Source organism: Halalkalibacter oceani, from assembly GCF_040544555.1.
In the GTDB taxonomy this organism is placed as follows: domain Bacteria; phylum Bacillota; class Bacilli; order Bacillales; family Bacillaceae_D; genus Halalkalibacter; species Halalkalibacter oceani.
In genome coordinates this window covers 19882-43713 of sequence record NZ_JBEPKD010000030.1, presented here as the reverse complement: position 1 = coordinate 43713, position 23832 = coordinate 19882, and the positions used below count along the sequence as shown (strand labels likewise).

At 46.4% G+C, this 23832-nt stretch carries 25 protein-coding genes and 1 pseudogene; 7 read left to right on the top strand and 19 right to left on the bottom strand.

The features are described from left to right. The first annotated feature begins 480 nt into the window (after positions 1-480). The gene (katG, locus tag ABMB67_RS20855) at positions 481-2688 is read left to right on the top strand and encodes a catalase/peroxidase HPI (protein ID WP_354573213.1); all 2208 of its coding nucleotides are present in this window, start codon (positions 481-483) and stop codon (positions 2686-2688) included. Positions 2689-2945: 257 nt separating this feature from the next. Here katG and ABMB67_RS20850 read toward each other — a convergent pair whose 3' ends face one another. From ABMB67_RS20850 to ABMB67_RS20825, 6 genes are all read right to left on the bottom strand, one after another. Then, complete coding sequence (locus ABMB67_RS20850; RefSeq protein ID WP_354573212.1) at positions 2946-3800, bottom strand: M15 family metallopeptidase; 855 nt, start codon at positions 3798-3800, stop codon at positions 2946-2948. 82 nt (positions 3801-3882) lie between these two features. Further along, the gene (locus ABMB67_RS20845; RefSeq protein ID WP_251225135.1) at positions 3883-4992 is read right to left on the bottom strand and encodes a HAMP domain-containing sensor histidine kinase; all 1110 of its coding nucleotides are present in this window, start codon (positions 4990-4992) and stop codon (positions 3883-3885) included. Further along, entirely contained in the window at positions 4985-5680 is a 696-nt protein-coding gene (locus ABMB67_RS20840) for a response regulator transcription factor (RefSeq protein WP_354573211.1), read from the bottom strand. The genes ABMB67_RS20845 and ABMB67_RS20840 overlap by 8 nt, the downstream gene beginning before the upstream one ends. A gap of 117 nt (positions 5681-5797) precedes the next feature. Next, positions 5798-6931, bottom strand: coding sequence for an N-methyl-L-tryptophan oxidase (gene solA / locus ABMB67_RS20835; protein ID WP_354573210.1), 1134 nt, complete (start codon positions 6929-6931; stop codon positions 5798-5800). Positions 6932-7081: 150 nt separating this feature from the next. Next, entirely contained in the window at positions 7082-7543 is a 462-nt protein-coding gene (locus ABMB67_RS20830; RefSeq protein WP_251225132.1) for a DUF4188 domain-containing protein, read from the bottom strand. After that, the gene (locus ABMB67_RS20825) at positions 7540-8064 is read right to left on the bottom strand and encodes a PadR family transcriptional regulator (RefSeq protein WP_354573209.1); all 525 of its coding nucleotides are present in this window, start codon (positions 8062-8064) and stop codon (positions 7540-7542) included. Before ABMB67_RS20825 ends, ABMB67_RS20830 begins: the two co-directional genes overlap by 4 nt. A 138-nt stretch (positions 8065-8202) precedes the next feature. On the opposite strand from ABMB67_RS20825, the gene ABMB67_RS20820 reads away from it, so the two are divergent. From ABMB67_RS20820 to ABMB67_RS20810, 3 genes are read left to right on the top strand one after another with little or no spacing between them, the layout of a single operon-like run. Beyond that, on the top strand, positions 8203-8631 hold the full coding sequence (locus ABMB67_RS20820) for a VOC family protein (protein ID WP_354573208.1): 429 nt from the start codon (positions 8203-8205) through the stop codon (positions 8629-8631). Positions 8632-8633: 2 nt separating this feature from the next. After that, entirely contained in the window at positions 8634-9452 is an 819-nt protein-coding gene (locus tag ABMB67_RS20815) for a DNA alkylation repair protein (protein WP_354573207.1), read from the top strand. Next, on the top strand, positions 9449-10033 hold the full coding sequence (locus tag ABMB67_RS20810; protein WP_354573206.1) for a TetR/AcrR family transcriptional regulator: 585 nt from the start codon (positions 9449-9451) through the stop codon (positions 10031-10033). Before ABMB67_RS20815 ends, ABMB67_RS20810 begins: the two co-directional genes overlap by 4 nt. A gap of 87 nt (positions 10034-10120) precedes the next feature. Here the strand turns inward: ABMB67_RS20810 and ABMB67_RS20805 are convergent, their stop codons facing one another. Continuing rightward, complete coding sequence (locus tag ABMB67_RS20805) at positions 10121-11941, bottom strand: YhgE/Pip domain-containing protein (protein ID WP_354573205.1); 1821 nt, start codon at positions 11939-11941, stop codon at positions 10121-10123. Between the two features lie 2 nt (positions 11942-11943). Further along, positions 11944-14004, bottom strand: coding sequence for an efflux RND transporter permease subunit (locus tag ABMB67_RS20800; RefSeq protein ID WP_354573204.1), 2061 nt, complete (start codon positions 14002-14004; stop codon positions 11944-11946). Between the two features lie 145 nt (positions 14005-14149). Between ABMB67_RS20800 and ABMB67_RS20795 the strand changes: the two are divergent. Both ABMB67_RS20795 and ABMB67_RS20790 read left to right on the top strand, forming a co-directional pair. Next, a pseudogene (locus ABMB67_RS20795) lies at positions 14150-14719 on the top strand (TetR/AcrR family transcriptional regulator). A gap of 108 nt (positions 14720-14827) precedes the next feature. Continuing rightward, positions 14828-15400: a DUF1697 domain-containing protein gene (locus ABMB67_RS20790; RefSeq protein ID WP_354573203.1), complete on the top strand. Its 573-nt coding sequence runs from the start codon at positions 14828-14830 to the stop codon at positions 15398-15400. Positions 15401-15469: 69 nt separating this feature from the next. Here ABMB67_RS20790 and ABMB67_RS20785 read toward each other — a convergent pair whose 3' ends face one another. From ABMB67_RS20785 to ABMB67_RS20735, 11 genes are all read right to left on the bottom strand, one after another. Continuing rightward, positions 15470-15637, bottom strand: coding sequence for a hypothetical protein (locus ABMB67_RS20785; RefSeq protein WP_251225123.1), 168 nt, complete (start codon positions 15635-15637; stop codon positions 15470-15472). A gap of 208 nt (positions 15638-15845) precedes the next feature. Continuing rightward, on the bottom strand, positions 15846-16616 hold the full coding sequence (locus ABMB67_RS20780) for a PhzF family phenazine biosynthesis protein (RefSeq protein ID WP_354573202.1): 771 nt from the start codon (positions 16614-16616) through the stop codon (positions 15846-15848). After that, positions 16594-16728 (bottom strand): hypothetical protein, encoded by a 135-nt coding sequence (locus ABMB67_RS20775; RefSeq protein WP_354573201.1) that lies wholly within the window; start codon positions 16726-16728, stop codon positions 16594-16596. The genes ABMB67_RS20780 and ABMB67_RS20775 overlap by 23 nt, the downstream gene beginning before the upstream one ends. Before the next feature lie 115 nt (positions 16729-16843). Next, positions 16844-17449 (bottom strand): ABC-2 transporter permease, encoded by a 606-nt coding sequence (locus ABMB67_RS20770; protein WP_354573200.1) that lies wholly within the window; start codon positions 17447-17449, stop codon positions 16844-16846. Then, on the bottom strand, positions 17442-18308 hold the full coding sequence (locus tag ABMB67_RS20765) for an ABC transporter ATP-binding protein (RefSeq protein WP_354573199.1): 867 nt from the start codon (positions 18306-18308) through the stop codon (positions 17442-17444). Before ABMB67_RS20765 ends, ABMB67_RS20770 begins: the two co-directional genes overlap by 8 nt. 5 nt (positions 18309-18313) lie before the next feature. Beyond that, on the bottom strand, positions 18314-18685 hold the full coding sequence (locus ABMB67_RS20760) for a GntR family transcriptional regulator (protein WP_251225120.1): 372 nt from the start codon (positions 18683-18685) through the stop codon (positions 18314-18316). A 246-nt stretch (positions 18686-18931) separates the two neighbouring features. After that, the gene (locus ABMB67_RS20755; RefSeq protein WP_354573198.1) at positions 18932-19654 is read right to left on the bottom strand and encodes a DUF2812 domain-containing protein; all 723 of its coding nucleotides are present in this window, start codon (positions 19652-19654) and stop codon (positions 18932-18934) included. Further along, positions 19651-19968, bottom strand: a complete 318-nt coding sequence (locus tag ABMB67_RS20750) for a PadR family transcriptional regulator (RefSeq protein WP_251225118.1) — start codon at positions 19966-19968, stop codon at positions 19651-19653. The genes ABMB67_RS20755 and ABMB67_RS20750 overlap by 4 nt, the downstream gene beginning before the upstream one ends. 208 nt (positions 19969-20176) lie before the next feature. Further along, a complete protein-coding gene (locus tag ABMB67_RS20745) occupies positions 20177-20605 on the bottom strand; it encodes a DUF3139 domain-containing protein (protein WP_251225117.1) in 429 nt (142 codons plus the stop codon). A 90-nt stretch (positions 20606-20695) separates the two neighbouring features. Then, positions 20696-21907: an MFS transporter gene (locus ABMB67_RS20740; RefSeq protein ID WP_354573197.1), complete on the bottom strand. Its 1212-nt coding sequence runs from the start codon at positions 21905-21907 to the stop codon at positions 20696-20698. Between the two features lie 200 nt (positions 21908-22107). Next, a complete protein-coding gene (locus ABMB67_RS20735) occupies positions 22108-23148 on the bottom strand; it encodes an NAD(P)-dependent alcohol dehydrogenase (protein ID WP_354573196.1) in 1041 nt (346 codons plus the stop codon). 240 nt (positions 23149-23388) lie between these two features. On the opposite strand from ABMB67_RS20735, the gene ABMB67_RS20730 reads away from it, so the two are divergent. Next, entirely contained in the window at positions 23389-23799 is a 411-nt protein-coding gene (locus tag ABMB67_RS20730) for a MerR family transcriptional regulator (RefSeq protein WP_251225113.1), read from the top strand. Positions 23800-23832 lie beyond the last annotated feature (33 nt).

Here is a 23832-nt window from a genome sequence, read left to right as displayed (position 1 = left end):
CGTCACTTAACTCATTCGACTTTTGGGGAGGTACTCCTTTTTTCGTGCCTTGAAAACCTTGCGAGACTAAGGGTTCAAATTATGAAATTGACTCATTTACTGATTTTTTTAATCCTCCCATCATAGTAGTAGATTAGTGGATGCTCGGCCACACTGGTTCATTTTCAATTAAGGACAACTTATTCGGTTTCCTTTCTCATTTCGACAACTTTTTTATCATTTATGTCGAACGCCGATCCCACCCTTTCAAGAAAAAATTCATAGCCTCGGTTTCAGTGAAAGCGTTGATTAGTAAAGGCTTCTGCCGCTCTCTTAAATGAAAATTTTTGGGATTGAGATTTTATCCTTTTCTTTTAAGCAATAATTTATTATAATTACAATGTGAGAATGATTATTGGTATCTAGTTAGTACTTTTCTTGCTGCTAGAAAGATAATCTTTCTATATTAATTCTTATTTGAAACAGGGAGGAGAATTTTTTATGGAAAACAACGGTAATATCGAGAAATGCCCTTTCCACGGCAGCGCTACAAGCAACAAGTCCCGCGGCACAACTAACAAAGATTGGTGGCCAAACGCGTTAAACTTAAATATCCTTCAACAGCATGATACAAAATCCAATCCGATGGATGACGATTTTGATTACACAGAAGAGTTCAAGAAACTGGACTACTTTGCCCTTAAGAAAGACCTTGAGGAGCTGATGACGAACAGCCAGGACTGGTGGCCTGCTGACTACGGACATTACGGTCCATTCTTTATTCGGATGTCCTGGCACGCTGCCGGTACGTACCGGATCGGCGACGGCCGTGGAGGCGGCGGAACCGGCGCGCAGCGCTTTGCGCCATTAAACAGCTGGCCTGACAACGGCAACCTTGATAAAGCACGCCGTCTTCTCTGGCCAATTAAGCAAAAGTACGGCAACAAAATCTCCTGGGCTGACTTACTCGTCCTTGCAGGGAATGTTGCAATTGAATCAATGGGCGGAAAAACAATCGGCTTCGGTGCTGGACGTCCAGACATCTGGCATCCGGAAGAAGACGTCAACTGGGGTTCTGAAACAGAATGGCTCGGTGACAACCGCTACTCCGGTGAACGTGAGCTGGAAAATCCGCTTGCCGCTGTGCAAATGGGTCTGATCTATGTAAATCCGGAAGGACCTAACGGAAAACCGGACCCAATCGCCAGTGCGAAGGATATTCGCGAAACATTCGCCCGGATGGGAATGAATGATGAAGAAACAGTTGCTTTAATCGCCGGTGGTCATACATTTGGTAAAGCACATGGCGCAGGAGATGCAGCACATGTTGGCGCCGAACCTGAAGCGGCATCGATTGAAGCGCAAGGCTTAGGCTGGTTAAGCACGCACGGCAGTGGTAAAGGCCGCGACACGATCACAAGTGGACTTGAAGGTTCTTGGACTGCCAACCCAACACAATGGGATAATGGCTACTTTGATCTGCTGTTCAAATATGAATGGTGGTTGACAAAGAGTCCAGCAGGTGCTTACCAATGGCATGCGGTAGACCCTGACGAACAAGATCTTGCACCAGATGCCGAGGATCCTTCCGTTAAAGTACCAACGGTGATGTTTACGACAGATATGGCTTTGCGCTATGATCCTGAATACGAAAAAATTTCACGCCGTTTCCACGCCAACCCGGACGAATTTGCTGATGCGTTTGCCCGTGCCTGGTTTAAACTTCTTCACCGTGACATGGGTCCTCGCGCTCGATATCTTGGACCGGAAGTTCCGGAAGAAGAGTTTATCTGGCAGGATCCGATTCCAACCGTTGATTATCAATTAACTGATGCGGAAATCGAAGAGCTTAAAGAAAAAATCCTGACTTCAGGCCTTAGCGTGAGCGAGCTTGTCACAACTGCCTGGGCTTCCGCAAGCACATTCCGCGGCTCTGATATGCGCGGCGGTGCCAATGGAGCACGCATTCGTCTCGCGCCACAAAAGGATTGGGAAGTGAACCAGCCGGAGCAGCTTGCCAAAGTACTTTCTGTTCTTGAGGATATTCAAAACGGACTTGATAAAAAAGTCAGCCTCGCTGATTTAATTGTACTAGGTGGTAGCGCCGCCGTCGAAAAAGCTGCTCAGGATGCCGGCTTTGATGTAACGGTTCCATTCACACCTGGACGTGGTGACGCGACAGAAGAACAAACAGATGCCGAGAGCTTCGACGTGCTTGAGCCTTACGCTGACGGATTCCGCAACTATTTGAAGAAGCAATACAGCGTAAGCCCGGAAGAGCTTCTCGTCGACAAGGCACAGCTTTTAACACTTACTGCACCGGAAATGACTGTTCTTATCGGTGGTATGCGTGTTCTTGGTACAAACTATGGTGGTACCCAGCACGGCGTCTTCACTGATCGTGTTGGCGCGCTCACAAATGATTTCTTTGTGAACCTGCTTGATATGGGTATCGAGTGGAAGCCGGTCGACCACAACCTGTATGAAGGACGCGACCGTCAAACAGGAGAAGTCGTGCGTACGGCAACGAGATTCGATCTTGTCTTCGGTTCTAATTCTGTCCTTCGTTCCCTTGCAGAGGTTTATGCACAGGACGACAACAAAGAGAAGTTTGTCCGTGACTTTATCGCTGCCTGGGTGAAAGTGATGAATGCCGACCGTTTTGACATTAAATCAACCTCTTCTGACGCGAAGAAAGTATTAAGCTAATTTCATTAGCAAGTCCAAAAACGAAACAACCAGCGCTCACCGATGTTCTATTGGTGCGTGCTGGTTGGTTTTTTGTGTAATAGAATATGCTTCGTTTCCTCATAATAGCTTTTTCTCAAAAGAGAATACGAGATAATAGAATGTTATACGCCACAGCGAATCCGTTCACCAACAATCCCTGAAGAATACGAGCTCCTCTCTTTCAAACTTCCCCTTAACGTAAAAAATCAGGCCGGAGATCCTCCATATAACGTCATCTACTCAAACACCGTCACAATTACCCCATCACTGTTGTCACCCGACAGCTCATACTCGTGATTGTCCGGCACCGGAATGGTCATCCCTTCTGAATAAGGATAATAGGCAACCGTGTAGCTTTCACCGTTAACCGTAATGGAAATCTTCTCTTCTTCTTTTAAATAAGCCAAATACTCCTCTAACACAAAGTTCTTTTCCTTCATAACCGCGCTATGGGGTAAGCCGACATAGCGGATATGCCACGGCTCATATTCAATGCCGGTAATCTCGGTTTTATCTTTTGGATAGCGTAAAATAAAGCCGTATTTCCAAGCATTTTCCTCTATCCATATTCCTTCATCGGCCTCATACATCGTCGTCTCAGTCGAACCTACGTCAAGCGCCACTCCGACATTATGCTCGCTATAGCCTGCCGGCAGCGCATAGTCGGCTCCCCTCGTTTGATAAAGCTCGCCTTGCTCCTCAAAATCACGAAAGCCGCTGTTAATGACAAAATGCTGCACCCCGTCCTGCTCCGCGGCAGCGACCATCTCAGAAAATGCGAGTGCGACCTCTGTTGATAAATAGATTCCGCTGTTTAACAGAGTATATCCTTTTGTCAATTCACGCGCCTCATATAAATTGACGATATCAGACCTTACCCCTTCCTGTTGAACAGGGTATTCCCCGTTTACCAGAATCAGATTTCCCTGATAGAGTTGTTCTTTTCTAATCTCTTTTTGCTCCACCCTTTCGGAAGCCCCTTGCTCGTATTGCTGAATCTCCACTTCATGCTGGTGAAAAAACGGCACCCGCTCAACGATGACAAAAACGAGACAGCCAGTTAATAGTAATAAAAATCCCCACTTTTTCATTTTCGGTTCCCCCTACATCACGACTGACTATAGCGTAGAAAAAACCAATTAAATAAAAAGCAGGGAAAAGCTTAAATTTTTCTTAAATCCGTTCGTCCGTCCCCTCCTGTGGCAGACGCACTTCAAACATTGTCCGGATGACGCTGCTTTCGGCGGTAATCGTTCCACTGTGCTGCTCGACGATATTTTTCGCGATGAACAGGCCAAGTCCTGTGCTGTCCGCCTGATGCGTGCGCGCTTTGTCACCGGTATAGAACATCTCAAACAGATGCGGAAGCTCTTCCTCGGCGATATGGCTGCCATAATTGATCACTTGAATGACGATTTCCCCCGACTCGGAAAAACCATTTATATCAATATACTGACCATCAGAGCCGTAGCGATTGGCGTTGACGAGCAGGTTTTCAAATACGCGCGCCAGCAGGTCTCCATCGCCGAAAACCGCTAATTGTGGAGCGATATTCATTCGGGCGCTCACTTTATTTTTCTCGAAAACAGGATACATTTCCTCTATTAATTGATGAAGCAGCTCACTGAGATCGATCGTTCTTTTTTCAAGCGGCAGCATCCCGTAATTCATTCTCGTTACTTCAAACAATTCTTCAATCAGCCTCTCCAAACGCTGGGATTTCGTAAAGGCAATCGTTAAAAAGTGTCTGACCTGCTCCTCCGTTAAATTCTTCTCCTTCAAAATTAAATCAATATAGCCCAGCACGGAAGTAAGCGGCGTCCGCAGATCATGAGCGAGATTGACAACGAGCTGATCCTTGCTGCTTTCAGAAAACTCCCCCCTCTCAATCGCCTGCTGTAATTGCTCGCTTGCCAGATTAATGTCGCGGGCAATCTCGCCGAACTCATCCTTGGAACGGACTTGAACGCGATGAGTAAAGTCGCCACGGGCAAGAAAATGAATGCCGTTGGAAATCTCCTTGAAATAGGCAGAATACGGCTTGCTCAGGATAAAGAAAAAGAGAATCGAAAGCGGGATAAAAATGAGCAAAAAGAAGTTTATATCACCAACCGACCTAATAAAGGAACGAAGCCGGGTCAACTGATCTTCGTAATCGACAACCGTATAATAATAAAATTGCAAACCTTTATAAATGATATATGTCGCAAGGCCCGCAAGCAGCATGCTTATCCCAAACAAGAGCACCATCTTTGAACGAAAACTGCGCATCATCTTACCCATTGAACGTATATCCAACTCCCCAGACCGTCTTAATCCATTTACTTTTCCTCGCATCTTCCTTCAGCTTTTTCCGCAGCGTCCGAATATGAACCATCACTGTATTATCACGTTCAAAGTACGCCTCGCCCCATACGTGCTGAAAAATATTTTCCACACTGTACACTTTCTTCGGATGACTCGCCAGTAAATACAAAATATCAAATTCCTTCGGCGTTAGCTCAATCCGTTCATCATAAAGCAGAACGGAACGTTGTTCGGGAGAAATGACCAAGCCTCCATATTCCAGACTCGCTTGCTGATCAGGCTTTAGCTGATTTAATTTCATAAAACGCCGCAGCTGGGCATTAACCCGCGCTACCAGTTCAATCGGAGCAAACGGCTTTGTCATATAATCATCGGCACCGATCACCAGCCCGTGTACCTTATTAAAATCCGAGGTCTTCGCACTCAAGAAAATAATCGGCATATTATGCCGCTCACGAACGAGTTGGGTGACTTCATATCCGTCCAACTTCGGCATCATAATATCGAGAATCAGCAAATCGACCGGCTGCGCTTCAATCGCATCAACAGCCTCCTGCCCATCCGCCGCTTTAATGACCCTGTATCCTTCCTTCTCTAAATGGATCGCAACGAGTTCACCAATCTCTTCATCATCATCCGCGACTAAAACCGTTATCGGCTTCATCGATATCCCTCCCGAATCCTGATTCCACTTATTGTAGCTTATTTTCTATGATTTTCATAAAGAGTGCAATGTGCCGACAATAGTTCGAAACCTTCCGTGGTAACACCGCCTTATCTCTTACCCTTTCGCAAATCGCTCAAGTCTGAGAAAAGCAATATCGCGCTTCGTCTTGCCCTCGTTCGCCAGCTCACACAAAATGTCGCCAATGACGCTGGCGAATTTGAAGCCGTGACCGGAAAAGCCGGCGGCCATGATGACGCGCTCCGTTCCCGGCGCCGTATCAATGATGAAATGATGATCCGGCGTATTGGAAAACATGCATATCCCCATTTTCAGCAGCTTCCCTTCGGCCTTCGGCATGAAGTTTGCCAAAAAGCTTCGCAAGTCCCGTTCATCCTTCTCACCATGAAACGCCCGATCAATCGTATCCGGATCGGTTTCATCTCCCAAATCCATCCGCCCAACCTTCACTCCGCTGCCATCCACATCCGGAAATCCGTAATACGATTCACCATCCGGCAGATCGACAACAAAGCATGGGAAGTGATCGCGGTAGATGGTCCCCTCTGTCTGAAACCAGCCTACCGCTTTCCGCACGACTTCAATCGGCAGCTTCAGCTCCGGCAAAAGCTTCGCGCTCCACGCCCCCGCCGCGACGATCGCTTTACGTCCTCTGAACAGCCGGCCACCTGCCTTGACATGAACGGCATCATCCTGCTCGTCCACCACTTCCACCCGCGTGTTTTCGAGAATCGTCGCGCCATGCCGCAACGCAGCTTCCTTATAAGCCAGGACGCAAGCTTCACTTAACAAAAAGCCAGATACCGGGTCAAAGCACCCTTTGAAATCGCCCGGCAGATGAAAGCCCGGCCAACGCCGTTCAATCTCCTCAGCAGTCAACACTTCATGCTCCAGCCGATGCTGACGCGAGCTTTCAATCGTTTCCCGCACAAAGCCGGAATTCCGGTACCCAATCGACAAGGCGCCGACTTGCTGAAACAGCGTCCGCCCTGTCTCCTTTTCAAGCTCTTTCCACAGCGCCAGCGCTTCTTTTAAAAGCGGCACATATTGCCCTCCGTCTCCATAGCCCATTCTGAAAATACGCGTTTCCCCGTGGTGACTGCCGATGTTGTTCGGAATCGTCGATTGCTCAAGCACCAGAACCCTTTTTCCGCTCTTTGCCACATAATAGGCAGCCGCGATTCCCATTGATCCTCCGCCAATGACGATGACATCATAGCTTGCTTCCATGCCGCTCCCCCATTTCTCGTATTCTGCCCTTTCATAATACTACGAAAGAAAGCTTAATTCTGCATAAGAAAAGAAGCGATTTGCATGTCTGATCCAAAGAAGCTGCTGAAAAAGTGAAAATCGTACTTTTTCAGCAGCTTCAATCGAAAGTCAGCTTCCTTTTCTCAGCCTGTCTTTCAGCGTCGAAGAAGAGGATACCTCCAATGGAGACAAAGCACGGGACAGACCGAGCGGCCGGGCGATATTGGCATAAATTGATTCATAGCTGCCCGCCTTGATAGCATACGTTTCATGAAAAACGCCGACCGCCTTTGTTTTTGCCGCCTTTTGATAAAAGTGAGTCCACGCTTTCATATGTGTCTTTCCATGAGCATAAGCATGAAGGCTCTCGATGTCCTCCCAATACTGGGTAAAGACAATCGTTCGGCCGCCCCAGGCTGCATTATGGGAAAGAAAGCCATTATCCTTTTCTCTGTACAGCTCTTTCATCATCGGCGGCATCGCGGTAAATACCGGCCACCACGCCTTGATATTCCACCATTGCTGAATCCTCATGCCAATGATAAACAGAACAATATCGCGATCATTTGGAGCCGTATAACGTTTATTCACTTTATCCTCTCCTTTGTTTTTTTACACCAGCTTAATTCGGCCTTTGCAATCTCCTTGCCATAATCAAGCGTATACAGCCAAAACTCCGCGTCCGGGTGGGCGCGGATGTCCTTTTCAATTTGCTCATACACAGACAGCTTCAGCCGCAGCAGACGCTCCTGCTCTTCCACATGCTGAATCGCCAGTTCACGGCTCATTTCCTTACCAAAGAACAATTTTACGAGCAGCTCGTTTTTGTGCAGTCCCGCATCCTGCACCGGCACAGCGAGCCATTCCTGAAGCTTCTTTTTTCCGCTTTCGGTAATCGTGTATTCCTTGCGCTCCGGCTCCCCTTCCTTATTTATCGCCACTTGGACGGCGTAGCCTTCTTCAACGAGTGCCTTCAAAGCCGGATAAATCTGACCGTAGCTCATTTTCCAAAAATGACTGAAGCTGACATCAATCAGCTTTTTTATCTCATAGCCGGTTCGGCAGCCCGTCGTCAAAATCCCCAAAATAATCCACTTCGCCTCTATCTTCATTTGAACCCCCATATCCTAAAGATATATCTTAAAGATATATAATTGCACGTAAATTGTCAACTTCTCACTCGAAAAAAGTTTTACATACATACTGTATGTATGTTAAGATGAACTCAACTTAGAGAAGGAGTGAGCCAAATGAAATGGAGCAGTTTTTATCCTGTAATTATGACCGACCGCCTTACCGAAACGAGTCAGTTTTATCAGTGTTTTTTTGGCTTTTCTGTTGTTTTTGAAGCCGATTGGTATGTAAGCTTGAAAAAAGAAGATACAGGCGATGAATTGGCCATTTTGGATCAAACGCACGAGACGATCCCTCAGGCTTTCGGCAAGCCAATACAAGGAATGATTCTGAATGTCGAAGTCGATGACGTTGATCAGCTTTACCGGACGTTCATTAACGAACAGCATTTGCCGTTGCATCTGGACATTCGCGATGAACCATTTGGTCAACGCCATTTTATCACCAGTGATCCGAATGGAATTCTTATCGATGTCATCACCATCATTCCCCCTGACCAATCATTTCAAGCACAATATGAAGAGCAAGTGTGGAAGGATGAATAAATGTGGCCGCGTACACTCCTTTAAAATTCTATTTTGATCAGCGGCTCGCTGAACGGTTATCACGTTTAATCGAGCGCCATGATTCACACTTCAACTCAAAATCATTCATCGCCTATGTCGCGAAAAATGTTGAAGACAAAGAGCTGAAAGCGCGGGTCGACGTCATCGCAACCGCGTTACAGAACCACCTGCCCGCCGACTATGAACGCGCCCTGTCGATCCTGCTCCAAATTTTAGGACCGGAAAACGAAACAGAAGAGGGCATGTTTACAAATGGCTATTTTTTAATGCCGGTTGCGTATTTTGTAGAAAAATACGGTCATCACCATTTTCATGCTTCCATGCTTGCTCTAATGGAGATCACCAAGCGTCATACGTCCGAATATGCGATCCGTCCATATCTTGAATTGGACACTGACCGTGCAATCGCGTATCTTCAAAGTTGGATCACCGATTCGAACCCACATGTTAGACGGCTCGTTAGTGAAGGGACACGCCCCCGACTGCCGTGGGCCAAAAGAATAGAGCCGCTTCAAAACGATCCGGGCTATAACCTGCACTTACTAGAACAACTGCTTGATGATCCTTCCGCCTATGTGCAAAAGTCTGTCGCCAATCATATCAATGATTTAACGAAAGATCATCCGCAATTGGTAATCAACTGGCTCGAAACATGTCTGGCTGATCTCCGGCAGGTCAATGAGCGGATCATCAAGCATGGATTAAGAACTTTGATCAAGCAGGAAGAAAACAAAGCCGTCCAGCTCCTTGCGCGAGTGAACGGCTTTGTTAAACAGCGAAAAGAGGAAAAATCACGATGAGAAAAACAAAAGAAGAAACCGATATGACAATCCAACGAATGACGGCCATCGCCAGAAAGCTTTTTGCTGAAAAAGGCTACACGAATATCGCCCTCGAGGAAATTGTCCAGGAAGCCGGATTGACACGCGGGGCGCTTTATCATCATTTCAATAACAAAAAGGGGCTTTTTCTCGCTGTATTTGAAGAGGTTCAGCGCGATATCGCTCGACAGATTGAAACAGAAGCGATGAAAAGCACAGACTTATGGGAACAACTGCTCCTCGGCTGCCACGCCTTTGTCGTCTCAGCTTCAGAAGCTCATAATCACCGCATATTATTAGTGGACGGTCCGGCGATTTTAGGCTGGGACACGTTCCGCAAAATGGACCAGCAACACTCGATGAAGTCATTAATGGAGCATCTGGAGCTCTTGCAGAAACAAGGAATGATCAAGCCAATCGCCATCGAGGCGATGACACATTGCCTGTCAGGGGCGATGAATGAAGCGGCTCTCTGGGTCGCTGAACATCCCGACCACCAGCAAGCCGTTGATCAAGTGATGGACTCTCTCCGTGCACTGCTTCACGGGTTTAGGATGTAAGAAAAACGCGTAGCGTCCTTTTAAAAAAGAGATGTCTCAAAAGGTTGAAAAGACCCTCCGAGACATCTCCACTAACCACCCCCGGCATCACTCTCTCGAAAACAACTCACGCAGCTTCGTCCAGAATGACTTCTCTTCTTCTCGTTCAACCGGTGCTTCCTCCGGTTCTTCTTTTTCAACTCCTGCGGTTTTTATCACGAACTGCACCGTGTCGACATTGTGATTTTTTTCGGAGACAAAGGATACCGGGTCAAAGTCCGATTTGTCGTAATCGGAAATCATCGCATCAATTTCTTCCTGCATCTGTTCAGGCAGACTGCTCGTCGCCTCATGGAGCTTGCCTGTACCGTTGTGAAGAGCGTCGGCCCCGGCTGCTAACTCACCGCTCCCTTCTGTAGCTTCGCCTATTCCATGATGCAGCTCACTGTAAGCGGCAGATAATTGCCCAGCCCCGCCTGTATAGCGCACAAGCCCTTGGTGAAACTCGCTGTAATTAGCGGCTAACGCTGACAGTCCTTCTTGTAGCTGGGAGAACGAGCCGAGTCCATCGACCTGTGCGAGCGAGGAGGTAAGTCCGTCTGCAAGCGCCGTTAAGCTGTTTGCCATTTCCTTTGTTCCAGCGCTCACCTCCTTCAGGATTGAATCAACCGCGTCGAAGCCTTGTTTCGCGGCTGAATAGGTCACCTTCGCTTTTTGTGCGGCGGAGTATGCGTCAACGAGCTGGTCAACGACATCACGATCTGCGCCGCTCGCATATAATTGCTCAATTTGCTCCTGACTGACTGGCTGATCGGCAATGCCGTTCATCGCCTCATTAACTTGTTTGTAGGCAGCCGCATACTGAGTGCGTAGCTGCGCCAAGCCCTGTGAGGTTTCATGAAGCGCATCCGCCAGCTGGACAAGACCGTCCGGCAGTTGCTGCAAGTCTCCGACATTCATCTCCTCTGTCAGCTGAAGAGACTGGCTGACCTCGTTTAACGCCTGTTCAATGGTCGAGGACGCCTTTACCAGTTCCGCCGAGGAACCAGCCATTTCATCGAGCCCCTTTTTGTATTCAGCCGAGCCGTTTTCAAGGCTGCGCAAGCCGTCATTCAGCTGTGACATTCCCTTTTTCAGCTCGCCTACTCCGTCATCAATTTCCTTGACTCCATCTGTCAGTGAGTTGAATTCTCCTGCGATTTCGTCAGCCCCGGGAGCCTCGATCGCCATCGCCGGCGGCACAGCTGTGATGTCGATTCCACTAAACTCAAAGTCGGTGACATCGGCCGACAAACGGAGCTCTTTCTCTTCCCCCGGCATGACGGTGAATGTTACTTGCTTGTCTTTTCCGGCATTTGCGATCATCCCGTCGCTTGTCTCAAGCGTTTCATACGTATCTTCTTCAAACGTAAGGGCGATTTGCAGCAAATAGTTTTCAAAAAAGGACGGATCGACGTCTTCATTACGGGACGTATCAATCGTGATCTGCAGCCGGCCGTCTGCTCCGGCAAGCTCATCAGCCGCCATTTCCTCTCCATCCAACTCGTAGAAAATCGAAAAATTCCACGGCAGCTCCAGACGATCTCCAAGGTTTCCTTGATAGTACGCAGTTCCCTCCGCGGCCTCAAACCGCACTTCGTCACCACTCTGTTTCATTTCAGCCTCATTCGTCAAGTTTTTCAGACTGCTGTAAGGACCATAGTCGGTGATCATCCCCGCTTCGCTGACATGTAATGTGTTGACAACAAATATTTCATCTAATTGACCGTCACCATGTAAATTGGCATAAATCACTTCTTCTTTGGCGCTTAGCTCCCCTGCCTGACCCGTCTCTCCTGCTTCGTCCACCGCAGGAGCCGCATGGACAAGAAATGAAGGAACAATCAGCATGACAGCTAAGACGACAAACGGCAATCGTTTCATTTTCATCATCATTTCCCCTTATAAAAGTTTGCTTGTAATGTTGTTTTCCGAATCACTTTATCAAGCGCATACAGCATCGCCGGCAGGAAGAAGAGAACGAGCACAAACGCTAAAAGCGCCCCCCGGCCGAGCAACAATCCAATCGAGGATACGACCGGATTCGTTGACGTAATCCATAAAATAAAGCCGATGCTCGATAAAATGGAAGCCGAAACCGAAATCGAGAATGTCTTTTCGTCCAATGTATCGATGATCGCTTTCAGTGCCGGCATTTCTCTTCGCTTCTCTTTATACGTCTCAGTAAATAAAATCGCATAATCGACCGTCGCCGCCAGCTGTACCGTACTAATAATCAAATAGCCGATAAAATCAAACGACGTATTCGTAAAATACGGAATCGATAAGTTGATCCAGACAGCAGCCTGAATCGTGATGAGCAGGATGACCGGAAGCGAAATCGACTTGAACGTTAGAAGAAGGACGATCGCAATCGTTGCGACAGTCATCGTATTGACAAATGTATTGTCCTTTTGCACGGTGTTTTTAATATCATACAGTGCCACGCTTTCACCGAGGCTCAGCGTCTTGTCGCCGTAATAAGAGGCGGCTTTTTCCTGCACCGTTTCTACAATAGAAAACGGGATATCTCCTTCTTTTTCCCGCTCGGTATTAATGATGAGGCGGCTGTAATGCGCCGATAAAAACTCACTCGTGACCTCTTCCTCCAAATACTCCGGCGGAATGGCGCTGCCTACCGTATTGACATACGAAATGACATTCGTCACATGCCCGATGTCCTCCAATTCATGAATGAGCTTCTCTTCTTTGACAACATCATCTTTTGGCACGAGCAGCACAATCGGCGTCGATTCGCCAAACGCTTCCTTAATCGCGATCAAGTCGGCCCCGGTACGTGTTGACTCCGGCTGCTCTCCAAGCCCGTATGTGAACGCCGTGTTGCTTTGCGCAAGAAAGCTCGGAATCAAAATCGCCAGTACAAGGAGCAAGGACGGGTACTTCATTTTCATCACACGCCGGCCGATTCCCGCAAAACTTGGAACAAAACGTTTGTGCTGTGTTTTGTCCATCCATTTGTAAAACACCAAGGTTAAAGCGGGAAAGAACACCATCACACTAATAAAGCTCAGCAAAATCCCCTTTACCAAGCTTAAACCTAGATCGGCGCCAAGCTCAAAGCTCATCAGCATTAAAGCCATGAAACCAAAGAAGGTCGTCGCCGCGCTCGCTGCAATCGGGGCGAACGACTGCTTCATCGCAAGCTGCATCGCCTCTTCCGGGTTAGTCGTTTTTTTCCGATATTCCTGAAAACTGTGCAACAGAAAAATCGCATAATCAAGTGACACGGCGAGCTGCAATATCGGCGCCACCGATTGCGTGACAAAGGACACCTCTCCGATAAAAATGTTCGTGCCCAAATTGATCAGAACAGAAACCCCGATTGCCACGAGAAAAAAGAGCGGCTCCACCCATGAAGTCGTTGATAATACGAGAATCAGGATAATAATCGGCACAAGCAGGGCGGCGGCATACACCGTTTCCGTCCCGGCCATTTTCTGAGCAGTAGCAGTATTGACCGCTTCCCCGGCCATCGCCCCTTCCTCGCCAATTAACTGATAGATTTCATCCGTAATTCGTACTTCCTCACCCGGCCGAATACTTAGCTGAAACAGCGCTATTTCGTCCTTATAGTACGTCTCAACCGTACTGGCATCAGCCACTTCAATCGGCATCTTTATATCTACCGCATCATCAAGCCACATCACATCAGAGACGCCGTCAATCGCGGCAAGTCTTTCTTTAAACTGCAACGCCTCCTGTATACTGACATTCTCCACCATGACCCTCGTATCAGGGACCGAAGAAGTAAATTCATCTTCCATCACGTCAACCGCCCGTGTCGATTGCGCTTCATCTGGCAAATAATCCGCCATATTATAATTTACAGACACAAAAAATTGCGCTGCTATTGAGATCACCGCAAGAAGAATGAAAGTGATGACAATCATTTTTTTATGTGTTGTAATTCTCGCTGCTAACTTGATGATCATCCACCCTTTCTTGTTTTATAGCCTCTGACATATTATCATTATATAAACACGGTGTTGCCGAAACAACAAACAGTTTAGTAACATCCGTTTGTTGCCCGACAGATTTAGAATGTATGTTGGATATTTTTTTACAAAAGGGTGAACGATGATGAATGCCAAGCTTGACCGACGAAAAAAATATACCCGGATGATGCTGAAGGAAAGTGTAATGACCCTGTTAAAAGAGAAGCAAATTTCTTCGATTACCGTAAAAGAACTATGCGAACTTGCCGATATTAACCGCTCTACGTTCTACTCCCACTATGCAGACCCGTTCGACCTGCTGACAAAGATAGAAGAAGAAATCCTGACCGATATGCGGCAAACGCTCGGCAGCTACAATTTTAGTGAGGAAGAAGAAGCACTGCAGATGACGGAAAAGCTGCTGGAGTATGTGGCGGACAACCGTGATGTCTGTCAAATCCTATTAAGTGAACACGGCGATCCTCAATTTCAGCAGAAAGTGATGAAAATTACCGAGGAATTCATCATGAAGCATTGGAGGAGCATTCACAAAGCCGATTAAAAAATCTCAGAATATATGAGCCTCTATGTGATCAGCGGCAGTTTACATGTTTTGAAAGAATGGCTCGATAACGGGATGGACAAATCACCACAGGAAATGGCGGAACTGATTAATCATTTCACAAATTACGGACTTTCTTCACCGCTGTAAGAGCATAAAACGACCTTCAATGTTTTATTCAGCTTAGCAGTAGTAAGCGTTCCCACTTTAAAAAGTGCTATACTAACAGAAAAGCTGTCTGATGAAAGGAGAGAAGTCATGGAAAGCTATGTTGTCTATCTGCGGGGCATTAATGTCGGCGGGAAAAATAAAATCAAAATGGCGGACCTTCGCACATGTTTACATGAAAACGGCTGCCAAAACGTCCAGACCTATATTCAAAGCGGCAATATCGTGTTGCAGTCCGACCTGTCCGCTCAAGAGTTGGCCAGACAAATTGAAATGTTGCTCGCAAATCAATTTGAATTGGACAGCACCTTAATCAAAGTGTTAGCGCTGGACTTTGAGACCTATCGTGTGATTATCGAGGAGGCTCCACATGGGTATGGAGAGGAGTCGCAAGCAAACGACTATCGTTATGATGTTCTATTTTTGCTTGATGTGACGTCCGATCAGGTCATGAAAGAAGTAATGGTACGACCGGGAATCGATATGGCGTGGCAAGGTTCACATGCCATTTATTACCGGCGGCCGGGACCTGACAATCCAGATTATACGAAAAGCTACCTTAGTAGGCTAGTAAAAAAAGACATTTATCAATCTATTACCGCCCGCAATTGGAAAACGACCACGAAAATGTGGGACGCACTTAAAGAATTACAAGGAAGGTAAGTCTCCACCTTACACACCTCGCAAGGAGCCTGGGCCTTGTTCTCACCTTCTTGAAGCTGTCCCCTACTTCTACTGTTTTTCCGGCAGCTTTTCTTGAATGACGAGCAACAAGGTGGCAATAGGTCCAAGCAGCAACGAAATAAAAAACCAATTGAGTCCGGACCTGTTTTTTCCTTGCGCTAATCCTGCATTAATAAGGGCGAGCGTTCCCCAGCCCACATAAAACTGATTTTCCATCGTTTCTGAGCACCTTTCTTCGTTAACTGCAATGCTAAAAGTCAAAGACATCCGTTCTTACTAGAATAGTAAAACTGTACCATAATGATGATAGCCCTACAATATTGTAGAATAGTCAATGAAAAAACGGCTTCCTCTACTGCCGCAAAATCAGAGAAACAAACGCACGAAGCTGAAGATACGCTCCAGCTTCCTGCTCTTCCATGTATTATGCCAATCCCCTATGCTTGTTCTCTTCCGCATTTCCTTTTACTCGGGTTCTTGTCATTCGATCATCTTTAAGAAAGGTTTCGGCCTGAATGACACTCGGCCGTTCCATTGCAACTCCCTGAATGATCCGGTAGCTGTTCCAGCCAGCTTTCAACGGGGAAAATACTTTGTTTGCAGTTAAATAAGCGCCCAGCGCGCACGCGGCGACACCGGTTGCCGGGTCTTCATTGTATCCGGCCCGTTTTGGAAATTGACGTGCCTGGACAGACCACCCGCTTTCCGGCTCAAGCGCAAAAGGATAAAACCCTGTCGTGTTGAACTCATCACACAACTTCCATAAGTAGTCAAAATCAGGCTGAAGATTATGGAGGACATCGGTGCTGGTTACAGGCACAATCAGCTTGTAGCAAGACGTGGAAACGGATTGAATCGGAAAATCAGCGAGGGCATCCGTACTAATATTTAATGCCTTCGCTACCTCATCCTTTGTCGGGTTTACATTCATAAATTGAGGTGAGAATTGCTCCACACAAACATCTACATTTGATCCGTTTATCTCCCATTCCACTTTAATTGGTCCTAATTTCGTCTCGATTACCGTTGGCGAATGCTTGATCATTCCCCGGCTGACGAGAACGGTGATGCTGCCGATCGTCGCATGGATGCACATTTCCATCTCATGCAACGGAACAAAAAAGCGCAGCTTATGATCGCAGTCAGATCGTGTAGCTTTTACAAAAGCCAACTCATGACCAAATTGCTTGGTCATTTTCTGCATCATCGCTGTCGTTAAAACCGTCTGCGCGTAACACAACCGGGCATGGATTTCCCCCGCCCTTTTCCACGGAAAACACGGTTGTCTTTACGACCTGATAACTCAATTCTCTCCCCTCCTAATAAGCGGCTAGTTTTATTTTTATTATTATACATCCCGCTTACCGTGCCAACTCTTTGGCACAAACCGAAGCTACCATAGCTCTAAAACATATTCCAAAGCTAAAACACCTTCCGCTGGTAAATGACTGTCGTCACGCTCCAGGAGACAGCATAGACGACGATGATGACAGCCGTCGCACCCATATACAAAACCGGCATGGATAAGCTGGCAATGAAATTGGAAATGATCGTCAAACGTTCAGCGAAAAACATAAAAACACTCGGTCCTACCGCTGACAAAACGAGAAAGCTGATCAGGACAACCGTTGAAATATAGCCCGGTTTAAAAATATAGAACATTGGAAAGGTAAATGATGCAAACACTAGAAACAGGCCACCCCCAATCGCCATATCAGTCAGCGTAAACGGTTTGTTGAAGACAAATAACGCCACGCTTGCCACCGCCATGCCCACCCCCATATAAGCGATGGCGCCAAGATAGCGAGAGGCGATAATTTCCTTGCGGGTGTAAGGCAAGGAATTCAATAAAATATTCGTCTCCGCTCTTTCATCGTATGTGTACGTATTAAAGGGGATCAGAATGCTGGCAATCAGAAACGTAAACGCCGGATGCTTATCCATCATGATAAAGAACACAACCATAAGAAGATAGATAAGCAACAGCTTTTTCTGCAGGATAAGATCACGTCTGATTAAATTAAACATGCTGTTTCTCCCCTTTCAAGTAGTACATAATATCTTCCAAAGAGGCGCGTTCAATCACCACTGTGTTTCCGAATGTTTCTTTCACCGCCCCGATATTATCTGTTAACGCCTCAAACCCCGTCGACGCGCGATGAATACGGACAAAGGCTTTTTCTGTGTCCCGATCCAGCAGCTCGACGCCCCCTTTGACGAGCGCATAATTTTCTGCTACGTCGTGAATCGACTGATTGAACACGATTTCGCCATTCTGGATGAAAGCGATGTAATCGGCGATCCGGTCCAGATCCGTCGTAATATGCGTCGAGAAGAAAATCGTTCTGCGGCCATCAAGCATTAATTCCTGCAACAGGTCCAGCAGCTCCCGTCGAAAAATCGGATCTAACCCGGCTGTCGGTTCATCCATAATAATCAGCTCGGCATGATGGGAAAGAGCGATCGCCAAGGATGCTTTCATCTGCATTCCCTTGGAGAACGTTTTTATCGCTTTGTTCAGCGGTAGTTCAAATCGTTCGACATAGCGATGAAATAACGCATCATCCCAGCTTTTATATGCCGGCCCGACGATCCGCTTAATATCCTTTACGTTCAATCCTTCATAAAAGACATTGCCATCGTAGACGAAGCCGATGCGCTCCTTGATCGCCTTCTCATGCGTCCTGTAATCCAAACCGAACAGCTTCACCTCACCGTCATCCGGCTTTAACAGATTCATCATCATCTTAATCGTCGTTGACTTCCCGGCCCCATTCGCGCCGATAAACCCGGTCACAAAGCCCTGCTTTACTGCTAAATTCATATTGTGAACGGAAAACCCATTGAATGTTTTGCTTACATTTTTCATTTCAACTACATGCTCCATTCTCTTCACTCCTCATACAAAATCTTCAGCAATTGCTGCAGTTCATCAAGGGTCAGCCCGATCTCCCTGCTGTTCGTGATCACCGCAGTCAGCTGTTCCTCGATGACCTTCAGCTTCTTCTCTCTAATAACCTCTAAATTTTGCTCGGCGACAAACGAACCTTTTCCAACAATGGAATAGATAAACCCTGCCTTCTCCAATTCCTCATAGGCACGCTTTGTCGTAATCACACTAATTTGCAAATCCTTTGCGAGCTGGCGTATAGAAGGTAACGCCGCTCCCTCCTGAAGCTCACCCGCTAAAATAAGCGATTTAATTTGGTTCGTAATTTGTTCATAAATCGGCTCCTTTGAACTGTTGGAAATAATAATTTGCATGTCGATCCCTCTTCTTTATTTTTTGGATGTCCAGCACTTTTGAATATCTGTACATATTGTATATATAATTTATATACATTATATACACGCTCAGAGTATCGCGCAACAACTTTCTTAAAACGAAGACAGGATAAACGCAAAAAAGGGCCGGGAAAAAGGTTGTGTCTTTACCTTTTTTCCAGCCCTAAGCCAATGAGCGGCACCGCCAAATAGGTCAAGGGTAGCTTTGTCTTAAGCTCCTCTATACTAAGTCCGGCTTCTCTTCATTTTATGATAAAGAGACATAATGCCCCAAATAACGCTTGGCAGAGCGACCGCTCCAATGACCATATACGCAAGAAGGTGAATCGCGCTCCTTGAACCATCCACAAATGCCACGACCATTACCGCAATAGCGAAAAGAACAAATGGGATCATCCTCACTCCTTTCGCCAGGCCTTTCTTTCCTTCGACCTTCCATTTATTACTGTAAGTGGCGATTGCCGTCCAAGCAGCCGGGATGGCAATGATTGTGAGAATAACAGCTACTACTTGAAGAACGGATTTTAAGCTGCCAGCGCTTATCATCGTTCCGAGCCAGACGAGTACAGTGACGACGATTAACGGAATTACCAGAGCTTTTGTGAGACCATTCAGATTTTCATATTTTTCAACCGTCGTGTCCCGATCGCTGTAAATCGGCTTTGTACCCGGGGCCGCTCTAAACAAATGAATATTCCCTTCCGAAGCAACATGCGTCCAGCCGGCAGCTGAAAAGAAATCAAAGTACTCCTCCTCTTCCTCCTCTTTTAGTGACCGATAATCTACACTGTAGATATAGTCTAAGCTTTCCCCTTTTTCGAGCGTATACCCCATAAACTTAATGTCATTGACATGCCAGCCCTTCAACGAAAAACGACGTAATTTCTCCATGTCCTTCTCCTCGGCAAAAGCCAATCCGCCTGACATAATATATTTTGTTTGTTTCATTCTTCTCCCTCCTTCAATCCACTTTCCGCTAATTGAATCATCAGCTTTCTCAGCTTCAGATCTTCCTCTAATACTTCCCTGCCCGTCTCCGTCAGCAAATAGGTTTTGCGCCGGGAATCCGACCCATCATGTAAATAAATCCACTCCTGCTTTAATAGCTTTTTAATAATCGTATACATGGAAGCCGGGCCTATCGTAATCGCTCCTTTTGTCGTCTCTTCAATTAAATTCATAATCGCATAACCATGTCTCGGCTTCGTTAAAGCAGCCATTATATAAAACATCGAATCCGTTAATTGCTCAGTTGTCTTCAACTGATCACCCCCATATATCATTCGAGGATATATCATAATTTGATACATCGATCTAAAGAAAATATATCACAATTTGATATATCCGTCTATACATATATCATAATTTGATACATCAATTCTTAAAAAACGCCAACCTGCCCTGAAAAATTGCCGGACTTGGCTTTCTTTATTGCTTTTTTTATGAAATGCCGAGCGATAAGCGTCAAAGTTAACCCCTATTGTCTAAATATCCTATACATTCCTCTTCACTATGCGCTGTTTTCTCCGTTGTCGGTTCCCCGTAGTGAGCTACTCCGTCAATCAATGTATTTTTCTCACAGAACTGGACAACGTTTTTCCCCTTTTTGGTCAACCCATATAAGTATTCCAATTGAGGCTCATCCTGAAAAATCACCCTATAATGAGCATGATAAACAGTGCGGTTGATCCCGTGCTTCGGTTCGATTCTATGCTGCTTTACAATATCATCTTCCGTATATCCCACTTGCTCCAGGTGGGCAGGAATATGTTTATTGATAAGATAATTGTGATAAGGGTTGCCATTGTTCAGAAGATAAATCATGGCAAAAGGAGCTGCCACAAGTCCGATAAAACCAACCACCACAGCTATTTTCACTATCTGTTTAAAAGAAAACAAGCCGCTATCCCCCATCCGTTATTGGCAGTAAAAAGTCCAGCTCCTTACTACGCTTTGCTTACTTTATTTTCACCGCCCTTGATTGACAGGTCAAGCCTTTTTTTCCACAACCGACCAGCTCATCGCCAAAACAAAAAGAATCGCCGCCCCTCCCCAATATAAATAGCTAAAGCCGGCGCCAAACTGGAGTAAGAAGTAACCAAGAACCGGGCCTAAAGCCGCTCCTACATCCTGAGCAACGGCATAGATCGTAAGGAAAGAAACGACATTGGCCGTCTTTGAAGTGTCCAGTGCAATCGTGTCGATAATCGTCGTTAAAATAGTCGCCCCGGCCAACGCTAAAAGCGTAATGAAGAGCCAGACACCTATCGGGAGACTGAGCGAGATCATTCCAAAAACAACTCCAGCAAATACTAAAGACGAAATGAAAATCGGCAGCCTTCCCCGCGAGCCATCAGACCAGTGACCGACCGCCCTTCCGAGGAACGGCTCCCATCCCCACCTCATCGCCTGAATGATGCCGGATAATAACGTGACACTGACAACGACATTCAAAATGGAAATATGCTCTCCATAAAAATGTCCAATCACCGAACTTAAAGTCGATGCCAATATCCCCTGATATAACATCGCAATGAAAAAGCCGGAAACGATAATCGTCATTTTATACCCCGGTTTGCCGATAAAAGCCTTCCCTTGCTTTACGTCCTCTTTTTTTTCAAGGTCCGCCTGACCGTGAGAAATAGTTGAAGCCGCTAGTAAAGGCAAACCGAGAAGCGTCAATAAACCAAATCCAATGGCGACAGTGCTCAATCCAATGAAAGGAACTAACAGCCCCCCAATCAGCATCCCCATCAGACTCCCGGTGCGGTAAAGCCCATTATATAACCCCATCGACCGCCCCCGATGTTCCTTATCGGCATGCACGGCCACAATCGACAGACCCCCGATTCGAAAAAAGGACCAGGCCACGCCCCACAGGGCACGCAAAATAACCCAGGCGGCAAACCCTTCGAAAATACCATAGCCGATTGTGGTGAACCCGCCTAACAAAATCGCTATGACCATCCCGGTCTTTAATGAAATATGGTTGTACACCCAACCAATTATCGGACTGAAAGGCAGTCTAATAAAGCGATTGATCGACAGCAGCACCCCAACCTGCCAAATCGATTCAAGCCCTGCCGATTCCCAATAAATAGGCAAAGCAATATACAGCATGGAATCTCCTAAAAGACTTAACGCTGTCACGATTGCGACAACTACAATCGGGTTCGCAGACATCCGGGCTTTAAGTGCCATCTTGACTCACCCCTTCAAGGGAGATAATATCGAGTGATGCAACTCATCGTATGTATTTCTATATCATACCGATTATTCAGCGGGTTTTGTTTAATTTTTTGAAATTTTCTTTGTATGAGCAAGCTGTATCTACCTTTTAAATCAAAAAAGCTGAAAAAAAGGTTTTTTACCCTTTTCCCAGCCTCGTCTTCAAATCATGGCTACATCGTGTTAATATCAATAACAAAACGGTATTTCACATCTGACGCTAACACTCGTTTGTACGCCTCGTCAATTTGATCGGCAGATATGACTTCAATCTGGGGTACAATCTGATGCTTCCCGCAAAAATCGAGCATTTCCTGCGTTTCGCGGATGCCCCCGATCATGGAGCCCGCAAATGAACGACGGTGGCCGATCAAAGAGAACGCGTTTACTTCCAGCGGCTCGGCAGGGGCACCGACGTTTACCAGCGTTCCATCGAGCGTTAGCAGGGAAAGGTATGCACTAATATCAATTTTTGCACTGACGGTGTTAATGATCAGATCAAACGTACCGGCCAGCTTCTCGAATGTCTCCGGCTCGCTCGTCGCAAAGTAATCGACTGCCCCGAATTGCAGGCCGTCTTCTTTTTTCTTTAATGTTTGGGAGAGAACCGTTACTTCCGCCCCCATGGCGTGGGCGATCTTGACCGCCATATGACCAAGTCCTCCCATACCAACGACCGCCACCTTCTTACCTGGCCCGGCTCCCCAGTGATTTAATGGTGAATATGTCGTAATGCCTGCGCACAGCAATGGTGCAGCCGCATCAAGTTCTATGTTATCAGGGATGCTCACGACAAAGTCTTCAGTTACAACAATATGAGTGGAATAACCACCTTGCGTATACTCACCATATTTGTCGACACCAGCGTAGGTAGGGATATTGCCTTTCAGACAGTACTGTTCTTCCCCCATACGGCAATTCTCGCATTCGCCGCAGGAATCAACCATACATCCTACTCCTACCCGGTCACCAACTTTATGCTTCGTTACCCCGTCCCCGACAGCTGTTACAATTCCGGCAATCTCATGTCCGGGGACGAGCGGGTACTGAACCGGGCCCCACTCCCCCTGTGCAGTATGGATATCAGAATGACAGATTCCAGAATATTTAATTTCAATTAATACATCATGCACATCAAGCTCGCGCCGCTTAATTTCGGCTGCTCGAAAGGATTTGTCTGGGCCGTCGACAGCCCGTGCTTTAGCCGTTATCATTGATAAAACCTCCCAAAATATAGACTGTGCAAGAGACTCGTACGTTCTCTTCACAAATAATCGTAATACTTATAGCTAACTCTAGGTCAAGTAATGAATCAAAACTAGTTCCAGCAGCCTTTTATTTTAGCCGGCCACGCCCATTAAGCATGGACTTTGACGACTGAAACATACAATGATAGAATTTCCCACAACCTAAAGTTAACTCTACGTCCAAATAGTATCGAAGGGAGAAAAAGGATGAAAACCTATTCGATCAGCGAGGTTGCTAAAGAATTGAATCTTACCGTCTATACGTTGCGCTACTACGATAAAGAAGGACTTATTCCTTTTGTGGAACGGACAGCCGGGGGAAAACGGTTGTTTAAAGAATCTGATATCAATGCGTTAAAGGTGATTGAATGTTTGAAATCGACCGGGATGCCAATTAAAGAGATAAAAAATTTCATCAGCTGGTGCATGGAAGGAGATTCAACCTTGCAAAAAAGATATGAGATGTTTTTGGAACGAAAAGCCGCCGTCGAAGCAAAAATGAAAGAACTACAACAAACAATGGAAGTGATCGAGCACAAATGCTCCTATTACAAAACAGCATTGGACGCCGGAACGGAAGATATTCATCAAGAGAATAAAATAGAGATTTTCAATTAATATCAGAGCCCGGAGAAAAAGGTTTTTCCGGGC

Bases quoted from the DNA above. Each gene is read 5' to 3' on its own strand.
- ABMB67_RS20735 (WP_354573196.1), bottom strand. From the start codon at position 23,148: ATGATAACGGCTAAAGCACGGGCTGTCGACGGCCCAGACAAATCCTTT.
- ABMB67_RS20780 (WP_354573202.1), bottom strand. From the start codon at position 16,616: ATGACCAAGCAATTTGGTCATGAGTTGGCTTTTGTAAAAGCTACACGA.
- ABMB67_RS20825 (WP_354573209.1), bottom strand. From the start codon at position 8,064: ATGAAGATAGAGGCGAAGTGGATTATTTTGGGGATTTTGACGACGGGC.
- solA (WP_354573210.1), bottom strand. From the start codon at position 6,931: ATGGAAGCAAGCTATGATGTCATCGTCATTGGCGGAGGATCAATGGGA.
- ABMB67_RS20840 (WP_354573211.1), bottom strand. From the start codon at position 5,680: ATGAAGCCGATAACGGTTTTAGTCGCGGATGATGATGAAGAGATTGGT.
- ABMB67_RS20820 (WP_354573208.1), top strand. From the start codon at position 8,203: ATGAAATGGAGCAGTTTTTATCCTGTAATTATGACCGACCGCCTTACC.
- ABMB67_RS20785 (WP_251225123.1), bottom strand. From the start codon at position 15,637: ATGGAAAATCAGTTTTATGTGGGCTGGGGAACGCTCGCCCTTATTAAT.
- ABMB67_RS20845 (WP_251225135.1), bottom strand. From the start codon at position 4,992: ATGGGTAAGATGATGCGCAGTTTTCGTTCAAAGATGGTGCTCTTGTTT.
- ABMB67_RS20730 (WP_251225113.1), top strand. From the start codon at position 23,389: ATGAAAACCTATTCGATCAGCGAGGTTGCTAAAGAATTGAATCTTACC.
- ABMB67_RS20770 (WP_354573200.1), bottom strand. From the start codon at position 17,449: ATGTTTAATTTAATCAGACGTGATCTTATCCTGCAGAAAAAGCTGTTG.
- ABMB67_RS20740 (WP_354573197.1), bottom strand. From the start codon at position 21,907: ATGGCACTTAAAGCCCGGATGTCTGCGAACCCGATTGTAGTTGTCGCA.
- ABMB67_RS20800 (WP_354573204.1), bottom strand. From the start codon at position 14,004: ATGATCATCAAGTTAGCAGCGAGAATTACAACACATAAAAAAATGATT.
- ABMB67_RS20790 (WP_354573203.1), top strand. From the start codon at position 14,828: ATGGAAAGCTATGTTGTCTATCTGCGGGGCATTAATGTCGGCGGGAAA.
- ABMB67_RS20810 (WP_354573206.1), top strand. From the start codon at position 9,449: ATGAGAAAAACAAAAGAAGAAACCGATATGACAATCCAACGAATGACG.
- ABMB67_RS20765 (WP_354573199.1), bottom strand. From the start codon at position 18,308: ATGGAGCATGTAGTTGAAATGAAAAATGTAAGCAAAACATTCAATGGG.
- ABMB67_RS20760 (WP_251225120.1), bottom strand. From the start codon at position 18,685: ATGCAAATTATTATTTCCAACAGTTCAAAGGAGCCGATTTATGAACAA.
- ABMB67_RS20805 (WP_354573205.1), bottom strand. From the start codon at position 11,941: ATGAAAATGAAACGATTGCCGTTTGTCGTCTTAGCTGTCATGCTGATT.
- ABMB67_RS20755 (WP_354573198.1), bottom strand. From the start codon at position 19,654: ATGAAACAAACAAAATATATTATGTCAGGCGGATTGGCTTTTGCCGAG.
- katG (WP_354573213.1), top strand. From the start codon at position 481: ATGGAAAACAACGGTAATATCGAGAAATGCCCTTTCCACGGCAGCGCT.
- ABMB67_RS20850 (WP_354573212.1), bottom strand. From the start codon at position 3,800: ATGAAAAAGTGGGGATTTTTATTACTATTAACTGGCTGTCTCGTTTTT.